At 33.8% G+C, this 25,193-nt stretch carries 21 protein-coding genes and 1 tRNA gene; 11 read left to right on the top strand and 11 right to left on the bottom strand.

The genetic code is table 11. The features are described 5' to 3' along the window. Positions 1-24: 24 nt before the first annotated feature. Positions 25-774, top strand: a complete 750-nt coding sequence (locus JC605_RS03190) for an SGNH/GDSL hydrolase family protein (RefSeq protein ID WP_198854840.1) — start codon at positions 25-27, stop codon at positions 772-774. A gap of 7 nt (positions 775-781) precedes the next feature. On the opposite strand, the gene JC605_RS03195 is transcribed toward JC605_RS03190, so the two are convergent. Next, positions 782-1,129 (bottom strand): S-adenosylmethionine decarboxylase family protein, encoded by a 348-nt coding sequence (locus tag JC605_RS03195; RefSeq protein WP_198854841.1) that lies wholly within the window; start codon positions 1,127-1,129, stop codon positions 782-784. A 317-nt stretch (positions 1,130-1,446) separates the two neighbouring features. Between JC605_RS03195 and JC605_RS03200 the strand changes: the two genes are divergently transcribed. The 4 genes from JC605_RS03200 to JC605_RS03215 all read left to right on the top strand — a co-directional run bounded on the left by JC605_RS03200 (position 1,447) and on the right by JC605_RS03215 (position 4,434). Then, positions 1,447-1,989 (top strand): cysteine hydrolase family protein, encoded by a 543-nt coding sequence (locus tag JC605_RS03200; RefSeq protein ID WP_198854842.1) that lies wholly within the window; start codon positions 1,447-1,449, stop codon positions 1,987-1,989. A 15-nt stretch (positions 1,990-2,004) separates the two neighbouring features. Next, positions 2,005-2,817, top strand: a complete 813-nt coding sequence (locus tag JC605_RS03205; protein WP_198854843.1) for a helix-turn-helix domain-containing protein — start codon at positions 2,005-2,007, stop codon at positions 2,815-2,817. Between the two features lie 71 nt (positions 2,818-2,888). After that, complete coding sequence (locus tag JC605_RS03210) at positions 2,889-3,854, top strand: nitrilase family protein (protein ID WP_198854844.1); 966 nt, start codon at positions 2,889-2,891, stop codon at positions 3,852-3,854. Positions 3,855-3,927: 73 nt separating this feature from the next. Further along, complete coding sequence (locus tag JC605_RS03215; protein WP_198854845.1) at positions 3,928-4,434, top strand: N-acetyltransferase; 507 nt, start codon at positions 3,928-3,930, stop codon at positions 4,432-4,434. Between the two features lie 47 nt (positions 4,435-4,481). Here JC605_RS03215 and JC605_RS03220 read toward each other — a convergent pair. Together JC605_RS03220 and JC605_RS03225 are read right to left on the bottom strand one after the other, a co-directional pair. After that, positions 4,482-4,568: transfer RNA gene (locus JC605_RS03220), tRNA-Ser, on the bottom strand. A 61-nt stretch (positions 4,569-4,629) separates the two neighbouring features. Then, positions 4,630-5,499, bottom strand: a complete 870-nt coding sequence (locus JC605_RS03225) for a LysR substrate-binding domain-containing protein (protein WP_198854846.1) — start codon at positions 5,497-5,499, stop codon at positions 4,630-4,632. Positions 5,500-5,589: 90 nt separating this feature from the next. Here JC605_RS03225 and JC605_RS03230 point away from each other — a divergent pair, with 90 nt between their 5' ends. After that, complete coding sequence (locus tag JC605_RS03230; RefSeq protein ID WP_198854847.1) at positions 5,590-6,831, top strand: MFS transporter; 1,242 nt, start codon at positions 5,590-5,592, stop codon at positions 6,829-6,831. 374 nt (positions 6,832-7,205) lie between these two features. On the opposite strand, the gene JC605_RS03235 is transcribed toward JC605_RS03230, so the two are convergent. The 6 genes from JC605_RS03235 to JC605_RS03260 all read right to left on the bottom strand — a co-directional run bounded on the left by JC605_RS03235 (position 7,206) and on the right by JC605_RS03260 (position 13,608). Continuing rightward, positions 7,206-8,234 (bottom strand): asparaginase, encoded by a 1,029-nt coding sequence (locus JC605_RS03235; protein ID WP_198854848.1) that lies wholly within the window; start codon positions 8,232-8,234, stop codon positions 7,206-7,208. Continuing rightward, the gene (locus JC605_RS03240; protein ID WP_198854849.1) at positions 8,224-9,360 is read right to left on the bottom strand and encodes a 1-acyl-sn-glycerol-3-phosphate acyltransferase; all 1,137 of its coding nucleotides are present in this window, start codon (positions 9,358-9,360) and stop codon (positions 8,224-8,226) included. Before JC605_RS03240 ends, JC605_RS03235 begins: the two co-directional genes overlap by 11 nt. A gap of 63 nt (positions 9,361-9,423) precedes the next feature. Continuing rightward, complete coding sequence (locus tag JC605_RS03245) at positions 9,424-10,203, bottom strand: TatD family hydrolase (RefSeq protein ID WP_198854850.1); 780 nt, start codon at positions 10,201-10,203, stop codon at positions 9,424-9,426. 316 nt (positions 10,204-10,519) lie between these two features. Beyond that, entirely contained in the window at positions 10,520-12,163 is a 1,644-nt protein-coding gene (locus tag JC605_RS03250; RefSeq protein ID WP_198854851.1) for a S41 family peptidase, read from the bottom strand. Positions 12,164-12,295: 132 nt separating this feature from the next. Continuing rightward, positions 12,296-13,021 carry a tol-pal system YbgF family protein gene (locus tag JC605_RS03255; RefSeq protein WP_198854852.1) on the bottom strand — a complete coding sequence of 242 codons (726 nt, stop codon included), beginning with the start codon at positions 13,019-13,021 and terminating at the stop codon, positions 12,296-12,298. 2 nt (positions 13,022-13,023) lie between these two features. Further along, positions 13,024-13,608, bottom strand: coding sequence for an RNA polymerase sigma factor (locus tag JC605_RS03260; RefSeq protein ID WP_198854853.1), 585 nt, complete (start codon positions 13,606-13,608; stop codon positions 13,024-13,026). 130 nt (positions 13,609-13,738) lie between these two features. On the opposite strand from JC605_RS03260, the gene JC605_RS03265 reads away from it, so the two are divergent. From JC605_RS03265 to JC605_RS03285, 5 genes are all read left to right on the top strand, one after another. Beyond that, on the top strand, positions 13,739-14,038 hold the full coding sequence (locus JC605_RS03265; protein ID WP_198854854.1) for a hypothetical protein: 300 nt from the start codon (positions 13,739-13,741) through the stop codon (positions 14,036-14,038). Between the two features lie 173 nt (positions 14,039-14,211). Then, a complete protein-coding gene (locus tag JC605_RS03270; protein WP_198854855.1) occupies positions 14,212-15,195 on the top strand; it encodes a hypothetical protein in 984 nt (327 codons plus the stop codon). A 112-nt stretch (positions 15,196-15,307) separates the two neighbouring features. Further along, positions 15,308-17,260: a PKD domain-containing protein gene (locus tag JC605_RS03275; RefSeq protein ID WP_198854856.1), complete on the top strand. Its 1,953-nt coding sequence runs from the start codon at positions 15,308-15,310 to the stop codon at positions 17,258-17,260. A gap of 114 nt (positions 17,261-17,374) precedes the next feature. Next, entirely contained in the window at positions 17,375-20,002 is a 2,628-nt protein-coding gene (locus JC605_RS03280; RefSeq protein ID WP_198854857.1) for a CHAT domain-containing protein, read from the top strand. After that, a complete protein-coding gene (locus JC605_RS03285; RefSeq protein WP_198854858.1) occupies positions 19,962-20,399 on the top strand; it encodes a retropepsin-like aspartic protease in 438 nt (145 codons plus the stop codon). The genes JC605_RS03280 and JC605_RS03285 overlap by 41 nt, the downstream gene beginning before the upstream one ends. A gap of 51 nt (positions 20,400-20,450) precedes the next feature. Here JC605_RS03285 and JC605_RS03290 read toward each other — a convergent pair whose 3' ends face one another. After that, a complete protein-coding gene (locus JC605_RS03290) occupies positions 20,451-21,701 on the bottom strand; it encodes a TCR/Tet family MFS transporter (RefSeq protein WP_198854859.1) in 1,251 nt (416 codons plus the stop codon). A 304-nt stretch (positions 21,702-22,005) separates the two neighbouring features. Beyond that, positions 22,006-25,182, bottom strand: coding sequence for an efflux RND transporter permease subunit (locus tag JC605_RS03295; protein WP_198854860.1), 3,177 nt, complete (start codon positions 25,180-25,182; stop codon positions 22,006-22,008). Positions 25,183-25,193 lie beyond the last annotated feature (11 nt).

Genomic DNA, 25,193 nt, shown 5'->3' on the forward strand with positions numbered 1-25,193 from the left:
TTCACAATCTTATTTAAACAAATTATGAAACCACATTTTAAACAAATAGTTACCGTTATATTTTCAATATTTCTTTTGGGTTGCAACGCCGAAGAAAACTCCACTCCTACAAATCCTCCAGTTGTAACTCCACCCAAAACACAAGAACCTCCAATTGCCAACAAAGTAAATTATTTAGCTTTAGGCGACAGTTATACCATTGGTCAAAGCGTTTGTGCAACTTGCCGTTTTCCAGAACAACTTAAAACAAGTTTAGCCACAATGTATTCCAGCACCGTTTCACTCAAAATAATTGCAACAACAGGCTGGACAACATCCGATTTGATTTCAGCAATCAATTCCCAAAATTTGGACTCCAATTACGATTTGGTAACACTTTTAATTGGTGTCAATAATCAATATCAGCACAAAAATTTCTCTGTTTACGAAAAAGAATTCCCAGAATTGGTCAACAAAGCCATAATGCTTGCCAAAGGCGATAAAAAAAATGTTGTCGTTATTTCTATTCCAGACTACTCGTATACTCCATACGGACAAGCGCTTGTAGGAAATCAGAGCAACAAAATTTCAGCAGAAATCACACAATACAATAACTTTGCAGAGAACTATTGCAACACCAATCAAATTGCTTTTGTATCGATTACAGAAATCACTCGCGAAGGACTTAATAAGCCAGATCTTGTTGCTTCAGATGGTTTGCATCCTTCAGAAGCTGCTTATAAAATGTTTGTGGATAAAATGATGCCTAAAATCAAAATAGCACTGCAGGATTAATTAAATATTAGCGGGTAATTTCGAAATCTTTGATAACCTCTGCTTCAAAATATTCAATATAATCAACTATTATAGCACGAACTTTTTCTACATCTTGAAGATAAACATCCAAATTAAGTAAATTATATTCTGGCCAAGTATGTATACAAATATGTGATTCTTTCAAACAGTATGAAATCGTAAAACTTTCATTTTCAAAATCATGCACCGCCACTCCAACTTTTTCCAATTCGTGTTTTTTTAAAATGGAATTGGTAACAGCAACAAAACCTCTGCTATTGGTAAGCTTCGAAATTTCGCCGACATGTAAAGTAACCAGTTTATGCAATCCTGGCGAATAAGGAGGTAAATCCATCAAATTATTTATATTACACAGGAGCCAAATATAGAATATTTCTACAATAAAGTAATGTGAGAAACCGTATTTTAAAAATAACTTTTTAGGCCTATGTGTTTGTGATTTTTTCTTTTTTAAGGAGCAGAAATTTTGTTTTTCAGTACGGCTTTAGTCCCGCTATCCGCTTTATCTTTTGTGGTGAACCCCACCACAAAAGGATGCCGCTACTATCGGGGCTAGATTAGAAGTATCCGTTTTTTATAGAAAATATATCTACTTTTGTTAAAGTTGATTCTTTATGATTCAAATTCCACAAAAGCAGATTAAAAACTTCCATGAAATTAGCTCCCGAAGAATTACTAGTAATTATTGATCCTCAAAAAGATTTTACAGATCTTGACGGAGATTATGCAAAAAGACATCCAATTAGTCATATACAACGAGTTCAAAGTCAACTAAACGATTTAATCAAAAAGCTCGATAAGAATAAATTCGTGATTATTTTTTCCAATTATCAAAAAGACCAATTTGGGTCTGGAACTTCCATGTGCATTGAAGAAACAAAAGGCCATGAAATTGATCTCGACTTTGATGATTCTTCAATCCTAATTTCAAAAACACAACATAGTAGTTTTTCATCTGAAGAATTTAAAAACTTCCTAAAAGAAAATCAAATTCGCAGACTTGTTTTATGTGGCTTTTTGGCAGAATACTGCATAAAACAAACAGCACTGGACGGACTGAATAGCGGTTATGAAATAGTGCTCCTAAAAGAATTAATTCAAACCGGAGACGATGTCCAGCACAGAATCGAAGAAGTTTTAGTAAATTTAGAAAATCAAGGCGCTATAATAAAATACAATCTTGATTTCGAATAAACATCGATTTTAAACATGCAAGTTTCACCCCCAAAAGAGTTATCTCCTTATATTAAGCATTATCTGTTTTTAGATAATAACGAAACTGCTGTACAAAAATTTCGCCTGTTTTCTGATGGTAATACTGGCCTTGTATTTTCTCTAAAAAGCAAACTTATTTCTGGGATTAATAAATACGATATAAAAGAATATCTGCCCGATTCCTTTTTATACGGACAACTTAACGGTTTTAAAGATCTTTATTCTGAAAATGAAATAACGCTGATTATTGTCGTTTTTCAGCCCAACGGAATCCATCAATTATTAGACATTCCGGCCAATGAATTTCACGATGCCATTGTTCCTGTTGAAGATGTATTCGATGAAAAAATCAGAACGCTTCAAGAGAGCCTGTTTCAGCAAAACAACTCAAAACGCGTTCTATTGTTGAATTCTTTTTTTAAGTCCTTAATCATAGCAAAACCAGCCTCAAATCAGTTTATAATAGATCATTCTTTACACTTTATTATAAATAATAAAGGACATTTCTCTATAAAACAATTAGTTGAATACACCGGTTATACCGAAAGACATCTGGAAAGAAAATTCAAAGAATGCATTGGACTAAATCCGAAGAAATTTGGTAACGTTGTAAGACTACATCATTTTTTAAAATTATTAAAAGACAAGTCTGACAATACCAATCTCACCACAATTTGTTACGATGCGGGATTTTCAGACCAATCACATTTAATAAAGGAATTTAAAAAACATACTGGAATCACTCCAACGGAATATTTTTATAATACTGGAAAATTAACCAATAATCTCATAAAAAGAACATTCTAAAATGTCGGTTTTGTACAATTCATAGCGTATTGATCAAACTATTTTTGATTTAATTATTAATAGTTTACAATATGAAAAATCTAAAAATAGCCACAGCCCAGTTCGAAAATAAAAGTGGCGACAAAAACTATAACTTATCTGTAATCGAAAAACTTTCTCAGAAAGCATCTGCCGAAGGCTGCGATGTGATTTCGTTTCATGAATGTTCTATAACCGGATATACATTTGCAAGAAACTTATCAAAAGAACAAATGCTAGACTTGGCAGAATTGATTCCGAGTGGTAAAAGCATTTTAAAATTAATCGAAATTGCCAAAAACAATAACATCGTAATATTGGCTGGACTTTTTGAAAAAGATGAAAACGACAATCTATTCAAAGCATATGTTTGTGTAGACAAAAATGGTTTAGTCGCAAAATACCGAAAACTGCATCCGTTTATAAATCCGCATTTAACATCTGGAGATCGTTATTGTATTTTTGAAATTGAGGGCTGGAAATGTGGTATTTTAATTTGTTATGATAATAATATCATAGAGAATGTTCGCGCCACAAAACTTTTAGGCGCCGATATTATATTTATGCCTCACGTAACGATGTGCACACCTTCTACCCGACCGGGCGCTGGTTTTGTTGCTCCACAGCTTTGGAAAAACCGCGAAGCAGATCCAACTTCGTTACGATTAGAATTTGACGGGATGAAAGGCCGTGATTGGTTAATGAAATGGCTTCCTGCAAGAGCTTACGACAATGCGATTTATGCCATCTTTTCGAACCCAATTGGTATGGACGACGATCAATTAAAAAATGGCTGCTCTATGATTATTGATCCTTTTGGAGATATTCTAGCCGAATGCCGCACTTTTGATGATTCTTTTGCAATGGCACTAATTACTCCCGAAAAATGCAATCTTGCAGGAGGAAGTCGTTATATAAAAGCTAGAAGGCCAGAATTGTATAGAGATATTATTGGTCAAAATCACAAATCGGAACAAAATGTTGTTTGGTTGAACTCTGATAAAAAAAGCATAAATTAAACATTTTTCCTCTCTAAAGCTATTGAAAGATTTACCTTTGAAGATTCATTAATCGACAGAATAAAGCTTAATAATGGAATTTTTTAAAACTACAAACGAAGATATCGATGCTGTTTTCGATATTTATAACAAAGCGACATCATATCAAAAAACAGTAAACAATAAAAGCTGGAGAGGTTTTGAAAAAGCATTAATAGAAAAAGAAATTGCCGAAGATCGTCATTTTATAATCAAAGAAGGAAACGAAATTGCCTGTACATTTGTACTTACTTTTGATGATTTAATTATCTGGAAAGAAGCCAGTAAAGATCCTGCAGTTTATTTACATCGTATTGCTACAAACCCGAAGTTTAGAGGACAATCTTATGTCAAAAAAATTATTGATTGGGTTAAGCAATATGCTAAAGAAAATAATAAAGAATACATTAGACTTGATACGCACAGCGGTAACGAAAGAATAAATAAATATTATACCAGCTGTGGTTTCGAATACAAAGGAATAAGCACCATCGAATGGACAAACGAATTACCAGAACATTATAAAGAAGGTTCTTTTAGTTTGTTTGAGATTAAGCTTTAAAAAAACAAACCCTTATGAAAGACTTCATAAGGGTTTGTTTTTTCTCGCAGAGAGGAAGGGATTCGAACCCTCGATACAGTTACCCATATACTAGCTTTCCAGGCTAGCTCCTTAAACCACTCGGACACCTCTCTATTTTGGTCTGCAAATAACACAAAAAAATCTGACTTTACAAAGGTAAAATCCAAGTTACTTTTAGATGCTTTTTTTAAATTCTTCCATAAACAGTTTTACCGCTTTTTTCTGATAGCCGCCCATTGTCAGCATGTACGAATCTCTTTTTGTGGAAACTCCCGTAATTTGAATGGCTTGTAAGTTATCCCAATCTTTTAGAGCCATTTCGGCTACGATTGTTGCCCAATCGCTGTTTTCTACCATTTGCAGTAATGCATGAATTGATTGCAGTTCTATCGAAATTTTAGGTTTCATATTAAACTTCTTAAACAGCTCTTCGACATATTCTCTCGAATTAGAACCTTTTCCTGGCAATATCAACGGAATCTCTTCTATTTTCTTAAAAGCAATTTTGTCCAAATCTGCCAAGGCATGATTTTTAGAAACTACCATAACCATATTTGAAGTAAACAAAGGTACTTTCTGAATCGGCATTTCAATTTCATGTGATGAAATAACGAATACCAAATCCAATTCGTTGTCAATCAGTTTTTGCTCTAAAACTTCTGTTGTGCCATACTCTACAATAATTTTGAGATTTTGGTATTTTTTGGCAAAAGCATTTACAACAGGCAGAATCAATAACCCAAAAATATACGTCACGCCAATGCGTAATTCGCCGCCAATCATTTCGCTTAAATCTTCAATGGCCTGTTTTCCGTTTTCTACATTCTCTACTACTTTTTTAGCATGAATTAAAAAAACCGAACCAGCTTCTGTCAATTGCACTTTTTTACCAATTCGCTTAAACAAAGGCAAGCCGAGTTCTTCTTCGAGTTTTTTAATTTGTTGTGAAAGTCCCGATTGGGTTACAAAACACAATTCTGCAGCTTTGGTAAAGTGCAAAACCTCAGCTGTTTTAATAAAATATTGCAGTTGATAGATTTCCATATTGATAAGTTTTATTACTTATTATCAGTAAAATTATTAATTTTTCTAATGAAATCATAATCCCGACCTTTGTATTAAATATTTAGAGTCATGTTTAAAGCCTTAAAATCAAAAAATTTCAAATTATTTTTCTACGGTCAGTCCGTATCTGTTATCGGAACTTGGATGCAAAAAACAGCGGTAAGCTGGATGGTTTATAGCATAACAGGATCTGTTTTTTTATTAGGTTTAGCGACTTTCTTAAGCATGATTCCGTCTTTGTTTCTAGCACCTCTTGCAGGAAGCATTATTGGCCGTTACGATAGACACCGTGCCATGATGGTTTTGCAATCTTTGGCGATGCTTCAAGCCGGAGCTTTGGCGTTGCTTATTTATCTTAAAATTTACAATATCAATTTTATTTTAGCCTTGAGTTTAATTCAAGGAATTATAAATGCTTTTGATATGACTTGCCGTCAAACCATGATGATTGATATTGTCGACAATAAAGAAGATCTTCCAAATGCTGTGGCGCTTAACTCTACTTTGAACAACTTTGCACGTATTGCAGGTCCTGCGCTTGCCGGAATTATTTTGCACCAATATGGAGAAGATATCTGTTTTATTGGAAATTTCGTGAGTTATGTTCCTGTCTTGATTTCATTAATGATGATGAAAATCACTCCACATATTAAAGCCGAAAACAAGTTGAATATGATAGACGATTTAATGGAAGGTTTAGATTATGTAAAAAAAGAAACCGAAATGGCCAGAATGCTTTTGATGTTAACTTGCAGTAGTTTATTTGTCATTTCTTTTAATACTTTGATGCCTGTTTTTGCAAAAGATATTTTTAATGGAAATGCCCAAACTTTTAGCTGGTTCGAAAGTGCTGCCGGAATTGGTTCTGTTTTATCTGCAATTTATTTGGCCAATCTAAAATCAGCTGAAAACATGAGCAAATTAATGATTTCGGCAAGTTTACTTCTTGGTTTTAGCGTAATTATTCTAGCTGTTTCAAGCAGTATAACAATTGCTTTAATCTGTATGACTTTAAGCGGAATCGGAATGATGGGACAAACTTCTTCTATCAACATTTATATTCAGACTCATAGTGCTGTCAATATGCGTTCAAGAAGCATTAGCTACTACATGATGGCATATCAGGGAATGATTCCTGTAGGAAGTTTAATTATCGGTTATGTTTCTCACTTTTTAGGCGTAAGAGCTACAGTTGCTATTCAGGGAATTATATGTATTATTTCTGTAATTGTTTATGTGTATTATAAAAAACACAAAGCAATTGACGATTTGGAAACTTGTCCGGTTGAGTATAGAAATTCCAAGTTTTAAAAGTTCAAAAAAGAAATTTCAAATTCCAATTACACACAATATTGTCATTTCGACGAAGGAGAAATCTTCGCGAGAAACTCGACAAAGGTTGGCTTATTGGAACGGAGTTACTTGTGGAGATTTGCTTCGCCAATTCGCTATCGCTCGGGTCTCCTTCGTCGAAATGACAAACTGAACGTTTAATCTATTAAAAACAAACCCGACAGGTTTTAAAATCTGTCGGGTTTCGCTATCTTAACGTTGCCGAGTTTCTTGTGTGATCCTTCCTTCGTCAGGATGACAAACTGCGCGGTTAAGGTGAAATTTTCAATAAAAAAATCCCAAATTCCAACCTTATTTTGGAATTTGGGATTTCTAATATTGTAATTTAAACTTTAAGATATTTCTCCGCGAAGAGCAGTTTCAAAAATATCTTTAAATTCATTTTCTGGAATATTGTGTCCAAGCAAATACATCAATTTGGTAATTGCTGCTTCTGTAGTAATGTCTTTTCCAGAAATAACGCCTAACGATTTTAGCGCTGTACTGGTTTCGTATTGCCCCATATTCACACTTCCGCCAGAACATTGTGTTACGTTTACGATATACATTCCAGATTTGATGGCTTTTTCAATTAAATTTAAAAACCAATCTTCGGTTGGCGCGTTTCCTGAACCGTAAGTTTCCAGAATAATTCCTCTTAAACCTTTTGTTGCAAGGATTGAAGCCAAAACAATTTCGCTCATTCCTGGAAACATTTTGATAATTGCCACGTGATTGTCTAAGTTTTTATGAACAATCAGATTGGCATCTTTATTTACTGGAAGAAATAAATGTCTGTTTAGTTTTAAATGAACACCAGATTCTACCAATTCAGGGTAATTTGGTGCTGTAAAAGCTCTAAAATGCTCCGCATTTACTTTAGAAGTTCTGTTTCCTCGGTATAATTTGTATTCAAAATACAAGCAAACTTCAGTAATAACTGGCTTTCCGTTTTCTTGAAGAGATGCAATCTGAATTGCTGTTATCAAGTTTTCTTTTGCATCTGTACGCAAATCTCCAATTGGCAATTGCGACCCTGTAAATACTACTGGTTTTGCCAAATTCTCCAACATAAAACTCAATGCTGATGCCGAATACGACATTGTATCTGATCCGTGAAGGACAACAAATCCGTCGTAAGCGTTGTAATTTTCCTCGATAATGGTGGCAATTCTTGTCCACATTTCGGGATTCATATTCGAAGAATCAATTGGATGTTCGAATGAAATTGATTCTATTTCGCAGTCCAATTGCTTAATTTCTGGAATTTTCTGAATTAATTTACCAAAATTAAAAGCTTTTAGCGCTCCAGTTTCAAAATCTTTGCTCATACCGATAGTTCCTCCGGTATAAATCAATAATATTTTTGCTTTAGATGACATCTTGGTATTTTAATTTGTTGACAACAGGATTGGCATACATTGCTAAAAATCCTTGTCTTGTCACAGGATTATCGCTTCCGATTCTCATTTCTAAACGACGCTCAAAAAGCTGTTTTTCACTCTCTTTATACTTATGAGCGAATTTGTCTGTTTCGTTTAAAATATCGTACGCAATAAAGTTTGTTGGCCATAATTGGTAGTTTTTCAAAATCACATCATCGATAGTTTGTGCCAAAGCCTGAACTTGCTTGTTTGCATTGTCATTTTCGGCCACAATCTGATCGATTTCTGTATCTAGAACATCGCCAACAGAAATATGTATTCTTTTTTTAGTTCCCATGATACCACTTATAATGGTCATGAAATCTTCATTTTTATCTTTTACGTAAACTTCGTTGTTTGCTTCTGCCATTAATTGTGGCATTTTAAGAACATCAGTCGGATCATATTCGTACGAAATAGAAACTGGAACAATTTTTAATTTCTTGAAATAATCCATTAAATTAGGTTCATCAGAACCCATTCCAATCATTTTTAAAACTCCTGGATTGGTTTCGTCGTTTCCATCTTTTGTTCTTCCCTCTCTTTGTGCAATCCAAACCGAACGATTTTCGCGAAGCAATAATTGTCCCATATATTCAGACAATAATTTTGAACTTTGCAGCATTTCACGAGGCGTCAGACCTCTTAAAACCAAAAAGTTTCTATTTAATTTTGCTAAAGTTGCCAAGAAAGCTTTCTTAACCAAATTGTCACCAATTGCCGAAGCAGTCATTACCAAACCATGTTCGAATAAACAAACATTCAGTAATGTAGTATCGAGAAGAATATCTCTATGATTTGAGATAAACAAATAAGAAGTATTTGGTTCTAGCTTTTCAAAACCTGAAGTTGTAAGACCTTCAGAGCTTTTTTCTAAAACTTTCTGGATAGTATTGTAAATAAAGTTGCATTGAAAATCACGAATAGAATGTGTTTTCTTCAATTGTTCCTTCCAAACCTCATCTTCTACATCCGGAAAAGTAAAGTTCATCATGGTTTTCATCATCGGATGATTGACAACACCATGAAGTGCTTCATTTATTTCGGAATCATAAAACGGTCGAATGGCATCAAATCTCTGCATTATTTATTTGGGTTTAAGTGGGCAAAAGAACAAAAAAAAAATTAAAGTTTTGTAAGGTCTGGGTTAAATCCCAAAAACGTCCTTTGAATTTTGAGTCGTAATCTTGGCAATTTCTTCTGCAGAAACTCCATAAATGTCGCTTAACTTAGCAATAACGTTGACTAAATAACTACTTTCATTTCTTTTTCCTCTATACGGAATTGGTGCTAAATATGGAGAATCTGTCTCCAAAACGATGTGCTTTAAATCGATTTGGTTTAAAAACTGATCGATTTTTCCGTTTTTAAACGTTACAACACCGCCAATTCCTAATTTCATTTTGTAAGAAATCGCACGCTCTGCTTGTTCTAAAGTTCCGGAAAAACAATGAAAAATCCCAAATAAATCTTCAGATTTTTCTTCTTCTAATACTTCAAAAATTTCATCAAAGGCTTCTCTGCAATGAATTACGATTGGCAATTTGTATTGTTTTGCCAACTGAATTTGTCTTTTAAAAGCAATTTGCTGTTCTTTTAAATGCGTTTTATCCCAATACAAATCGATTCCGATTTCGCCAACTGCATAGAATTTTCTTTTGGACAGTTCGTTTTCAACATGTGCCAATTCTTCTAGATAATTATCTTTCACATAAGTGGGATGCAAACCCATCATTAGAAATATATTTTCTGGATAATTTTTCTCTAAATCATACATAGATTGTGTGGTTGCAGCATCAATCGCGGGAATAAAAAAACGTGTAACTCCTGCGTCAATGGCGCGCTGAATCATGGCATCGCGATCCTGATCAAATTCTTCAGAATATAAATGGGTGTGGGTATCGGTAATAATTGGTGTTGAATTCAAGACTATAATTTTAAAACGCCAAAATTACGACAATATTAAAAGAATAGCAATTCGGTGTTATTTGGTAGACGAATGAAACGGATTCACTTTCGTGAAAACGCTGCTCTAAACGGATTTTTCTCATTTTATGACCCTTTTAAAAAAGAAAAACCTTTGTCAAGACTTAGAACTTTGACAAAGGCCAGAACAATAATCACCTAATTTTTGTTATTCTGAAGAACAAAGGGCCTCACAAGAAGCTTCGAAAAGAAAACCCCCATTTTTTCTCTCGATCAGCTAGTGCGACCCCTCGTTCTTCAGTATGACAAACGAGGTTTTATTTACCTGTTTCAACATATAGCAAAGCCCGTTCCAAAACTTCGTCTTTGCCTTGCTGAATACCTAAAATTGTTGGTTTTATTTCAATATCGGGTACAATTCCTACACGCTGCGTTTCTCTGCCATCAGGATAATAAACGCCAACTCCAGTATATCTTGTATGAAATGTTGCAAAATCAAGCTCAGTCACATTTCCATCTGCTCCTGCAGTCTGACTTCCTATTATTGTGGTATTACCTGCAGTTTGAAAACACATTGCTGTCCATTCTGCTTGACTCATCGATTCTTCGTTAAGCAAAACAATAACTTTTCCTTTATAATTATCTTTGTTTTCAGAACCGCATGTTGATCCCTTTGTCCATTTAAATTTTCCTGGATAACTAAAGTCTGGATGAGTGTAAATCGCAAATTTTTCTTCGTGAGCATTTAAAAAATTAGCAATCTCATAATACGTTCCATTCGGATAATTTCGCATATCAAAAACTATTGCTTTAGTCGATTTGAGCGCTTCAATCATATCAGGAATGTTTTTAGGTTTAATAATACCCATATCTACATATCCGATATTATTGTCTAAGAGTTTAAATCTTTCCTTTTTCTTTTGAGCTCCTTTTTTAAATTCATTTCTATGAGAATCGTGATAATTATACCATCTCATTGATTTTGAAATTAACTTGCCATCTTTTAAAAACTCAATTTCAACACTATCTGAATAACCCGTTAAAATTTTTCTCACGGCTTTATTTAGAAATACAGGCTCATTTGAGGCTGTACATAAATCTCTATATTCTAAAGTAAGTTCAGCAATTGTCTTATTATTTACTTTTGTAATTACATCTCCGACCTTTATATCATCAGCTTGAGCCAAACTGTCTGCCAGTATTTCGGTAATTACCATCTTATTATCAATTATTTTACAGTCAGCTGGAAAAAATCTTCTGCTTTCATCAAAAATACTATTCTTATAAAGAGCAAACTCAACGTGACTATCGTTTAGTTTTGTCGATACTTTTCTAATCACTTTGTAAAAATCGTCTTCGCCCTTTACATTAAGAACAGCTGGAATAGACTCATTTAAAGTCAAATCCCATTTTTGATCCATTATATATTTGTATGGAAAAAAGTATTCTACTAAATTCCAATACATAAAAAACCATAAAACTCTTGAGTTCTTATCTTCATAGTTTAGCTTAAAATAGTTTCCATTTTTTAAAGGATTGTATCCAGGCCCGATTTCTTCATCAGTTTGGAATCTATTTTCTTCAATAAATTTTAATTTCTTCGAAAGCTTTTTAGAGAACAACTTATTATTAAACCAACTCAGATCAAAATTCTTATCAAAGAACTTAACGTCTTTTGGTATTGCAATTGGTGCGATTTCTTCTACTGCGCCCAAATCATCAATCCAATTTTCTAAGATTAATGAAAACTCTTCTTTCGTTTGTGCTTTATCTATTAAAGGCAATTTTTCTAAAAGCTGTTTATCCCAATCTGTCTGTCCGTTAGCAACCTTTGGATGATAATATTTCAAGAAACCCCAAACTTTACAAGTCGCGGCCAACTTTTCAGTCTCAGTAATTTTATTGAAACTAAAAATGGTTTGCGAACAAACAAGTAAAAATAGTAGGGCAACTTTTTTCATTTTGGGTTTATATAGCTTGGTTAAATTGTTTTTGGGTTAATTCTTAAAAAAGAAAATCGAATTTAGAACTAAAATTCCAAATTCGATTGAGGTTTTCCGTAAAGAGATAAAATTTTTCTTAATAATTAAAAATTATTCCAATTCTTCCAAAAGTTGTTCTACATCATCATAGTCTTCGTAGTCTTGCGAAATGGTCTGTAAAATGGCTTTACATTCGTTATATTTTCCTTGTTTTAGCTTCGACAACGCCAGATTCCATTTTGCTTTTTCTTTATAAACAGAATTTCCAGCTTCTAATTCTTTAAAGATCGTTTCCGCTTTTACGTATTTGTCAACTTGCAACAACGAAACTGCATAAAAGTATTTTATTTCGTCTGAGTTGTTTTCTTTCAAAATCATTTCAAAAATCGGAATAGCGGTTTCATATCTTTTTCCGTTGAAATTATTCTCAGCTTGTTTTAAAATTGCTTCAGACACTCCTCTTTCTGTAAAATAAGCACTTTCTGGGTGGTTGTAATCATCAAAATTTGGATAATGTTTATAATCAAAGAAAAATAATCCAAACATAATGATTATCGATGCTGCAACGGCAAAATACCAAGGCTTAAGCGAAGCCACTTTATTTTTCTTTTTATTGAAATATTTATTCGAAATTTTAGTCAGGTTTTCTTCAAAAACTTCACGCTGTTGTTCTATTCCGAATTTATTTTCCAGTTGAAAATGTATTTCTTTGAAACTTTCAAACTCCGAAGCCAATTCGGAATCCTCAGATAACTGTTTCTCGAAATTGTTTTTTTCATCAACGGTCAGTTCGCCTTGAAGATATTGGTCAAATAATATATAGCGTTCTTCGTTCATGATTAATTGTTTTTTAAAGAGTTAAAATTTTTCGCTTCCTGAATCCACTGCGTCAGCTGTCCTACACACAACGATTTCTTTTTTCGGACATAACCATATGTTACATTGAGTTTTTGAGCCACTTCTTCCATCGATTTTAGAGAAAAACTGAGCTTCAGAACTTCTTGGCATTTCTCTCCCAGTTTCTGAAACATGGAATCAAAAAGCTTCTGTTTTTCATCAAATTCTTCGGCTTGTGCAACCAATTCGTGAGCAGATTCATTGATAGATACCACATTCTCATAAATTGTTACCCCTTTATTCGCAGAATTTTTCAGTTCGTTAAGCCACTTTCTTTTGCATAACAAGAAAAAATAAGCATCAAACGGACAGGTTAATTGAAGTTTACCCGCTTTCGCCTGATTAAAAAGCAAAATCATGATTTCCTGAATCACATCCTGCGCTTGGTCTTTATCTCCGGAGTTATTCGTGATAAACTGAACGACTTTGGGCGCAAACTTTTTATATATCATTTCAATTACTACCGAATCATTTGCAGCAAGTCCGTCGATATATTTTTGATCAGGATGAATTCTATTTTGATCCATAAAAAAACATTTTACAGCTAATTTAAAAAAAGAATCTTAGAAATTTTTAAAAATACGAGGTAACAATATTACAATCAATTGTATATATCTAAATAAAAGTCTTTTAAAAACCTTTAAAAAATTAAAAGAAATGGAAAGTTACCAATTTATTACTGAAAAAAACTTAGATCGATTTTACGAAATAATCGCTGCCAAAACTCGCAGCGGCTTTGTAATTACAGAACAAAATGAGAAACTGCCTTATGTGGTTTTGTCTAAAGAAAAGAAAGCCATCAATCATACTTTTCATTTATTTCTCAGCATTATCACTTTTGGTTTTTGGGCAATTGTCTGGATTTATCTTATTCTAAAATTCTCTCGCAAAAAAGACATTTTGGTTGCTGTTGACGAAGACGGAAATCTTTTTGAAGACAAATGCATTTCTATCTAAGGGGTAACAAATTTTAAAGTCAGCTTATATAGCAGTATAAAAGCCTTCAAAAATATTTTTTCAAACCAAGGGTAACAAAATCAAACCCAAATTGATTTAAGATTGAAATTAATTAACCAAATCTGAAAATCCTCTGAAAAGATTCAGAACAGATTTATAAAAAACTAGAAATTATGAAAACAAATTTTAGAAAAATCGGACTTTTAATAGTAGCAATGGCAGCTTTTACAAGCTGCGATAATAGTGATGGAGAAGATATCAAACTTTCGCCGCCAACTTCTGCAGCATTTAAAAGCATTAGCGAAAAAGGCCTAAAAAGAAACACGCAAAATTTTACCATAACAGCAGGAACTGGCGCTGTAACCCTAACTTCTGCAAATGGTGTAAAGCTTACTATTAACGGAGATTGCTTAACCAAAAATGGAAATCCCGTAACAGGACAAGTCGATATAGAATACATTGAACTTTTTGACAAAGGAAATATGCTGGTAACCAATAAACCAACTATGGGACTTACAGCAGATGGAAAGAAAAATCTTTTGATTTCTGGAGGAGAATTCTTCATCAAAGCAACTCAGGGGGGAGTCGAATTACAAACTTCATGCAGTATGAACATGATTGTTCCGACAGCATTGACAAATGGTCTTGATAATTTAATGACTTTATGGGCTGGAGTTATTGATGAAGATGGTGAATTGGCCTGGCGAGAAGCAAAAGCAAATGCTGATGGAACAGGCGGAAAAGGTGGCGTACAAGGCGAAGGAAACAATTATTATGTAACTTTTGGAAACTTTGGATGGACAAACGTAGATCGTTTTTACAGCGATCCAAGACCAAAAACAACTCTTTTGGTAGATGTACCAGATGGATACAATAATACAAACAGTGCTGTTTATCTTTCTTATGATGGAGAAGGCACAAACGCTCTAGCCAAACTGGATACTTTTACTGCTGAAGGTTTGTTTAGCGAACATTATGGACAAATTCCAATTGGATTAGCATGCCACATCATTTTTGCTACTGAAGATAATGGTAACTGGCGTTATGCGATAAAAGGAGTGACAATTTCTGCCAATGCGGTTTACGAATTTAATTTATCCGAAACAACAGTCGGTACCGAAGCTCAACTGATTGCAGCAATTAATGCCATACAGTAGCTTACAAATGTTTTTTTTAAGAAAAAGTGGTGATTTGCTCATCACTTTTTTTTACATTTAATCTTGTTTGAGATTTCATTCAGAAATTTTTAAACCTCAAAACTATCTAGTTATGAAACCACAACTGTCTATTTTCTTTATTCTATTTTCTATTCTCGCAATAGGACAAACCAAAGTGAAAGACACCATAACGCGAAGAGCTAATATAGTTTTTATCCAAAACGGAAATCAGGTTTCTTTTAAACCCGAAACGCCACCTTTGATTCCGATTGCAGGTGCTCCAAAACCAAGTTATTCTTATTTATGGGAATTGGGAGACGGACATTACAGTAAAGAAGCCGAACCTAAACATGTTTATAAAAACAAAGGCACTTATACCACAAGACTTGCTGTAACCAATAATTACGATAACGGAAAACCTCCAGCAACTCGCCCTAAAAAAGTAGCGGTAAATGACATTACTGACACCAATTATAAAGACATTGCTTCTATTGCCGACCAAAACGGTTTTGCAATTATTAAAAACTGTGATCCTATTCCAGAACAGGAAATGGTAGTCGTTGTGAGTTATCAAAATCTGGAAAATTATGTTTCAAACGGAAAGCTTTATTTGTTTTATAATGAAAAGCAATTCAAACACAATAATTTCGAGTTAAGCGATTTCAGAACTTATGCGGGCGAACGTGAAGTAAAAGAAAACTTGGTCGCTGCGGTTGATGATTTAAATGATTCGAATACTTTTCTGGCTTCCGCCGAAGGGAATTTCAAAACCAAAAAATACCGAAATACTACAACCGAAGAAGATTTAGATGCTTCTCTTTTAGATGCCAATAAAACGTATCATAATGTTTCGATTTTAGAATTTGATGATGCAAATCCTGGAGAAACCCGAAATGTTTTTTATACTTTCAAAACTACTCCCGAAATGATAAAAGATACCAGCGCAACAGTTACAATGCGTGGTATTTTTGTGCCGAATAGAAGTTATAAAAACCATAAAGTGAAAAATCTGGAAATGGAAATTGTGACTTCTCATGATCCAAACAAAATGGGTTCTAACGGAAGTTTTATGAATTACAGATTGGTTCGTTTTAAAAGAGTAAATTTTAAAACGCGCTTTCAGAATAATGGTGAAGGTCCCGCGAGAAAAATTCGTCTAGAAACCGATGTTCCGGAGATGTTTGACAAAAAAACTTTTCAGATTGAAAGTATGTATCCCGAATGTCCAATTTGCCCAAAAGGAGAAGAACCAACTGTAAGCTGTCTCGATACGATTATTAAATCAAAACAAATCATATTTACTTTTAAGAATATTTATCTGCCAGGAAGCGAACAAAAAAATGTACAGGAAAAAGATTCTACAAAAGGTTTTGTAAAATACTCCATGAAATTTGGCGAAGATTTTCATAAAGTAAAAACCAAAAGCCGAACTGCGATTATTTTTGATAAAAACGACCCCATCATTACCAATTATACTACTACCCGATTCTTGCCCGGAATTTCGATTGGAGCAAAAGCGGGTTATAATTTTTATCCCGATTTAGATAAATCGACCAGTTATTTTGTCGGTGCTACGCTTTCGCCTTTTAAATCGTATCGCTTTTATTGGCAGGTAGAATGGGAAAATGCTTTAAACAAATATAATAGTGAAGTAAATGTCTCCGAAGAATTTAATACAAATGCCAACGGAACAAGGCAATTGGTGCGGACCACAACTGCAACTGAAAATAAAAATATCAATTGGGAAATTCCAGTTTTAATTCGCTACAACATCAATAATTATATCGGAGTTGGAGCAGGAATTCAGGCAAATATCAATGTTTATTCAGAACAAAATCAAACGATCACAGTTGATACTTACGAAGGCGATAAGGGAAATTCTTTAATCAGTTCGACAACGAATTCAAATACCATAAAGAATAATTTTACAGATGTTAAAGCAGGACTTTTATTTGATTTAACAGCGGGTTTTGCCAGAATCGGACCAAGTTTAGGCGCTCGTTATGTGATTAATTTTGAACAGAATTTTAATTATTTTCAGGTTTATGGGATTTGGAAGTTTTAAAGATTATACCACAGAGAGACACAAAGGTTACACAGAGAGACACAAAGTCTTTTTCTTTTGCGAATCTCTGCGAAAAAATCTTTGTGCATCTCTGCGAAATAAAAAAAGCTTAATATGAACTTACATCACTTATATGGTTTTATCCTTCTTTTGCTGAATCTGAATGTTTTCGGACAAAGTCAGGAAGATAAAATATATAATGCTGTGGATAGTTTTACCGCAAATCCTTCCGCGGAAGCGTTACAAAATTTAAGAAGTATTGAAACTGATTTCTGGAAAAGCGCTAAACCCAAAACCAAAGAAGAATTACTGGCAATTGTAATTTTAAATTGCAACAAAGCGTATTATGAAAATCAGTTTGGGCAGACTTTGGATGCTATAAAAAGCTATGAAAAAGCTTGGATGATTTATCAGAAAAACAAATTAAAAAACTACGATATTACCGAATTCTGCCTGAAGCCTCTGGGTAATTTGTACACGATTTTAGGCGATTATAAAAATGCCGAAAACACTATTAAACAATATTATTTTATTGACAACGAAGAGAAAAATGAAAAGCAGAAAATTGCGGCCATCCTTAATTTATCAAACGTTTATCAAAATTCAGGAAAAGTCCAAGAGGCTATTGAAATAATTGAAAAAACGCTTCGTTCAGAAAAAATAACCTCTTCTCAAAAAGGACTTTTATTAAACAATCTAGGCGCAAATTATCTCTTAAGAAATATCAATGAAGATTTTACTGAGGCTGAAAATGCTTTTTTGAAAGCCATTCCTTTACTAAAAAAAGATAAGGCACTTTCAGAAAATTTATATAATACTTACATTAATCTTTATAGAATAAGACTCAACTTTAATTTAAAAGATGCCACTCTATATTTTGCAAAAGCGCAAGCCATTTTTGAAAAATTACCTCAACAAGAACCTAGAAAAAAAGCACAATTTTATCTAGAAAAAGCCTTTTTATTATTGAAACAAAATAGTTTGGAAGAGGCACAAAATGAACTTACGACTGTTTATAAAACATTATTGCCTAATTACCAAAGCCAGAAAAATATCCTTCCTAATGAAAGTTCTCTTTATGCCGAAACTGTTCTACTCGATGCTTTAGATTTACAAGCAGAACTTTATCTATCTCAAAATGAGCCCAAAAATGCGTTAAAAAGCTATACTCTTTCTTTCTATATTGAAGAATTATTTCAGTCACTTTTAATCTACGAAGATTCTAAAATTATAACTCAAATTAGAAATCGAAACCGAACAGAAAAGTGTCTTGATATTTATAAATCTCTTTTTGACAGCGAAAAAAAACAAAGTTATATTGAAGATGCTTTTAAACTTGCAGAAAAGACAAAATCTGTAGTTTTAAAAGATCATTTGAAAAACGTTGAATTACTTTCGAGAGAAGAAAAATTGATTTTGCAGCAGATGCAAAACTGGAACACTATTATTTTGAAAGAACAGCAAAAACAAGATCTTGCAGATATTTCAAAAATAAATGAAGCCATTCAGAAACAGAATAAATTAATGTTGCTGCTAAAATCAAATGAAGAAAAAAATAACAAAAAAAATCAAACTTCATTCGACTTGCAAAAGCTTTATGCCAAACTTGATAAAGATGATGCTGTACTGTATGAATATTTTATGGGTTATAAAGCAATTCATCTATTTGTCGTTCAAAACAACAAAATTCAATTAAAATCAATTTGTATTGGTCATATATGCAGTGAACCGATAATAAGATTTATACGCTTTTTTGATAATCCTGAGAGTATTGTCAGCAATGTTGGAAACTACCAAAAAACAGCATTTTTTACTCATAAAAAACTTCTTTTACCTGCAAAATTGGATTCTAAAAATCTCATTATTATTCCTGATGGGCTGTTAAACTTCTTACCTTTTGAAGCTTTAATAACAAAGGAATCTAAAACGACAAATTTTACGAAAATGCATTATTTACTAGACAAGTTTGATATTGCCTACAACAATTCTGCAGAATTGTATTTGAATGCGAATACGCTTTCAAGTGGCAAGAGAAATATTCTAGGTCTTTTTCCTGTTTTCGGAAAAACCAATTATGAACTTCCTTTTTCAAAAAATGAATTGCAATCTATAAAACACAATTTTGACGGACAGTTTTTTGAAAATGAAAATGCCACTTTTTCAAACTTTAAAAATAATGTCACAGGAAAATCAATTATTCATCTGAGCACACATGCCTCTTCGGGCGATTTTGAAATTCCGGCAAGCATTAAGTTTTACGATCAGGAAATCCTGTTTTCTGAATTGTACAATTTACAGCTCAGTCCAGATTTGGTGGTTCTGAGCGCCTGCGAAACAGGAATTGGAAAACTCTATAAAGGCGAAGGCGCCATGAGCATTGCCAGAGGTTTTCAGTTTGCGGGAGCGCAAAATCTATTGTTTTCTCTTTGGAATGTAAACGATTATACGACTTCTGTTTTTATGGATTATTTTTATAAAGATCTCAAACATAATTCTTCTTTTGCACATGCAACAGCAAATGCAAAAAGGAAGTTTTTGAAAGATGAAAATATTCCCAATGCAAAGAAATCTCCTTATTACTGGAGTGCTTTTGTCTATTACGGCACTCTTGAAAAACCCGAAACGCAAACCAATTATATCTTATACATCATTAGTTTTTTGGGTTTAATTGGCTTATTTTTGGGTTTCAATCATTACAGGAATGGAAAATCTTCACGAAATTCTCAAAAAAGAGAATTATAAAAAAATAAAATTCAAAATCACTAAAACACAGCATTTGCAGATAAAAGCCAAAATTAATGGCATTTCTGGCAATTTCATTTTAGATACGGGAGCATCCAATACTTGCGTGGGTTTTGAGTCTATTGAACGTTTTGAACTTTCTGCAAAAAACTCTAAAACAAAAGCTTCTGGCGCAGGCGGAACCGGAATGACAACACAGATTTCATCTCAAAACAAATTGCAGTTAGGAAGCTGGAAAAACAAAGATTTTAGCATTGTAATTTTTGATCTTTCGCATGTAAACGAAGCTTTAGAATCGTACAAGGCAAAATCTGTACACGGCATTATTGGCGCTGATGTTTTATTGGAAGGAAAAGCAATTATTGATTATTTTAATCATTATTTGTATTTAAAATAATGATATTCCAAATAATAAAAAAGTCTTCATTTTACTGAAGACTTTTTTATTTTATATTATTTTTTGATTCTCAATTTCTATTTTTGGAGCAGCATGTTTTTTCAATGAAAAATAAGCTACAACTGTACTAAGTAACATTAAAACTCCTCCTAAAATAAAAGGTGCTCCTGCAAATTTAAACGGCGCATCATCATGAGTGAAGAAATAAAATGTATTGGCCATCATTGGCGGACCAATAATAGAAGAAGCGCTCATTAAACTGGTTAAAGTTCCTTGAATTTCTCCTTGCTCGCTTGGTGCAACTTTACTGGCTACAACAGATTGCAACGCTGGCCCAGCGATTCCACCAAGGCAATACGGAATTAGAAAGACAAACATCATCCAACTTTCTGTTGCAAAAGCAAACAATAGCATTCCGATGGTATATAAAGCTAAACCAATGTAAATGCTTTTCTCATTTCCTATTTTCGGATTGATGTATCGAACTAATCCACCTTGTACAACTCCGACCAATAATCCGATGATTCCTAACGAAATTCCGATCATTCTTTCGTCCCAATTGAATTGATAAATGGTGAAGAAACTCCAATTGCTTTGCACGGCATGAGAACCAACATACAGAAGAAATATTGCGACAATTAAACTAATTAAAGTTGGGTGTTTTCTTAATCCTAAAATAGCTCCAATTGGGTTGGCACGTTTCCAATCAAAAGGTCTGCGGTTTTCTTTTTTAAGCGATTCCGGCAGAATGAAAAATCCGTAAAGGAAATTCAGCATACATAAAACTGCTGCGGCATAAAAAGGTACTCTTGATCCATATTGTCCTAAAAGTCCACCAATAACTGGTCCGATGATAAAACCTAATCCGAAAGCTGCACCTACTAACCCAAAATTTTTAGCTCTGTTTTCAGGCGTACTAACATCGGCAATATAAGCCGAAGCGGTTGTAATACTAGCACCGGTAACTCCAGCGATAATTCTTCCAATGAAAAGCCAGATAATAGTTGGTGAAAAAGCCAATAAAAGATAATCTAATGAAAATCCGAAAAGGGAAATCAAGATAATTGGTCTTCTTCCGAATTTATCACTTAAATTTCCAATAACGGGAGCAAATACAAACTGAGTTATCGCATACGCGAAAGTCAACCAGCCACCAATTTTTGCGGCTTCACTAATATCTCCGTGAATCAATTCTTCGATTAATTTTGGTATTACAGGAATAATAATTCCCCATCCTGTAATGTCTATTAACATGGTTATGAAAATAAAACCAATTGCTGCAGATTTATCTTTTTGTAGCATAATTATTTTAGTAAGGTGATGCAAATAAACAGATTTTTCAATTAACATTAAAAAAATCCAAATTCCAATTTGAAGAACGTAGTATTGAATTATTAAAACTTATATTTTTTTCACGCAGATTTAAAAAAGATTTAAGCAGATAAACGCAGATTTTTAATCTGATCCGCTAAAATCTGTAAAATCTGCGTGAAATAATTTTAAAGAATCAATAAAAAAATCCCAAATTCCAATTTAAAGGAACTTGGGATTTTTATTGTGAAATTCCAATTTCGGACTTTGGAATTTCTATCGTAAATCAAAACTATTAATGTGTATGTTTCGGATTAAAACCGTCTTCGCTTAATTCTGCCGCTTCATAATCTGCATGCATTTCAGCTTCGTAGTCGATTTTTTCTCCTTTAGAGAACTTACGGATAATTTTCTCCATAATGTCGTAGATAACTGGTACCACGATCAAAGTAAGGAATAATGAAGAAATCAAACCTCCAATGATTACCCATGCCAATCCGTTTTTCCACTCAGCTCCTGCTCCAGATGCTAATGCAATTGGGAACATACCAAATACCATCGCAATTGTCGTCATCAAGATCGGACGTAAACGAGCGTGGTTAGCTTGAATTAGGGCATTTCTAATTGATTCTCCAGCTGCTCTTCGCTGATTCGTATAATCGACAAGCATGATCGCATTCTTACACACCAGACCAATCAACATGATTACCCCTAAGATCGTAAAGATATTTAAGGTGTTGTTTGTTAATGCTAAGGCGAATAAAACTCCAATGAACGAAAGCGGAATTGCAAATAATACGACAAACGGGTGAACGAAACTGTCATATAATCCAACCATTACAAGGTAAACCAAGATAATAGCCGCTAATAATGCAATTCCTAAAGTACCAAATCCTTCTGATTGGTTCTCTTGGTCACCACCCCAGATGTAATTAACTCCTGTTGGTTTTTGCAATTTATCTAATTTTGCCTGCCATTGCTGAACGATTGTTCCTGCTGGAACCCCAACATTCTGACCTTGTACGGTTACAGAAGCTGTTTTATCTCTACGCTCTAATTTACTTGGCCCAGAACCTTCAGTAATTGTAGCAAATTGGTTTAATTTAATTTGCTGACCTGCATTGTTGATGAAAATTAAGTTACTAACGTCTGTGATGTTTTTTCTATCAAATTCGTTGTATTTAATGTTGATATCGTACTCGTATTCACCAGCTCTAAACTTACCATCTGTATTACCACTGTAAGCAGTCTGCATAGTTAAACCAACTGTTTGAAGTGTTAATCCTAATGCGGCCATTTTATCTCTATCAACCTGAACGTTGATTTCAGGGTTTCCGTCCTCAACTGTTAATTTAATCTCAGTTGTTCCAGGAATAGTACGTAATTCGGCTTCAGCCATTTTAGCAAATTTCATTGCACTTTCTACGTTTGGACCTGTTACAATCAAACCTAAAGTTGCATCCTCAGCAGTACCTAAGATACCTACTGGAACTGTTTTTACTTTTGCTCCAACTAAAACTTTTTCTAGTTTACGTTTTACTTTTGCAGCGTATACGTTAGCGTCATCTGTACGATCTTTTTGATCGATCATTTTAACGTCAATCTCTGCTTTGTATGCAGTTGCCTGAGCAGCTCCTAAACCTTCACTGGTTTGACCCACTGTTGTAATCTGGCTGAAAACATATTTCTCTCCTTTTAAGAAAGCTTCTGCTTTTTGCGTCATAAAGTTAGTTTGCTCTAACGAAGCATCTTTTGGCATCTCGATTTGTACTAAGAACTCACCACTATCAGATGATGCGAAGAACTCTCCTCCAATATATCCGCCTCCCATTAACCAGAAGATTGTACCAAAGAACATTACTACGATAGCCACCATTGTTTTGATATAGTGATCTAAACACCAGTTTAGTAGGTTAGAAACCCAGTCAGTAAAACGAGTTAGGTAGCTTTCAAATCCTAAAATGATTCTTCCGAAAAGGTTTTTACCTTCAATATGCTCTAGTTTTCCAAAACGAGAAGATAACCATGGAATAATTGTAAATGAAGCCAACAATGAGAACATTGTAGAAATAATTACCGTAACACAGAATTGTGTAATAATGTTTGATACCAATCCGGTACTCATTGCAATTGGCAAGAACACCACCACAATTACTAATGTAATCGAAGTTACGGTTGCACCAATTTCGGCAGTTCCGTCATAAGCCGCACGAATTCGGCTTTTACCCATCTCCATGTGTCGGTAAATATTCTCTAGTACCACAATCGCGTCATCTACAAGAATACCTACAACAAGAGATAAACCAAGTAAAGACATTAAGTTAAGTGTGTAACCTAACAAATAAATCCCGATAAATGTAGCAATCAAAGATGCTGGAATAGATACCATTACGATTAACGAGTTTCGAATACTGTGCAAGAAGAACAACATTACGAAAGCCACAAGAATAACCGCAATTAATAAATCGTGTACAACAGAATCTGCTGCTTCAAGAGTAAAGACTGTACTGTCTTTTGCTACCTCCAATTTCAATTGAGCCGATTTGTAATCGTTCTCTAATGTTTTAATTGTCTTAATCAATTGCTCACTTACCGCAACAGCATTGGCATCTGATTGTTTTACAATTTGAAGTACAATTGCACTTTTTTGATCTACACGTGCAATTTTCTCTGCAATTTTTTGTGTATCTTGAACGTCGGCGATATCTCCTAAACGAACCTGAATTCCGTCTTTAGAAGAAACCACTAAGTTTCTTAATTCGTCAACGTTTTTATATTTACCCGCTAAACGGATTAAGATCTTTTGGTTACGAGTCTGGATGTTTCCTGTTGGGAAATCTAGATTCGAAGTTAAAATAGTCTGTTGCACTTGTGGAACTGAAAGTCCGTAACCTTGCATTTTTACTGCATCAAGGTTTACTTGAATCTCACGCTCTTGACCTCCAATAATATTTACCTGAGCAACCCCTTGTACACGAGATAAAACAGGAGCAATCTTTTTATCGATCAAATCGTAAAACGCTGCTTCGTCCATTTTTCCATTCGCACCAAGCGTCATAATTGGTAAATCACTCAAAGAGAATTTAGTCAATGACGGTGGATCTGCATCATCTGGAAGATCACTTAAAATAGCATTAATTTTACGCTGTGCATCATTCATCGAAATATCAACATTGGCATTTGAAGTCAATGTAATTGATACAATCGAAAGACTCTCATAAGATTTCGAATCAATTTTTTTGATATTTTCCAGAGATGCAATCGCATCTTCAATTTTCTTTGTTACTGTATTTTCAACCTCACTCGGAGAAGCTCCAGGATATACAGTTGAAACTGTAATTACGTTAGTTTCGAATTTTGGGATCAGCTCGTAGCCTAATTGGCTGTAACTGAACAATCCACCAAGAGTCAGAATTGTAAACAATACAATTACCAACGACGGACGTTTTATGGATATTTCGGCTAATTTCATATATTTTGTTT

The sequence above is a fragment of the Flavobacterium sp. IB48 genome (genome assembly GCF_016405855.1).
Classification (GTDB): Bacteria; Bacteroidota; Bacteroidia; order Flavobacteriales; family Flavobacteriaceae; genus Flavobacterium; species Flavobacterium ginsengisoli.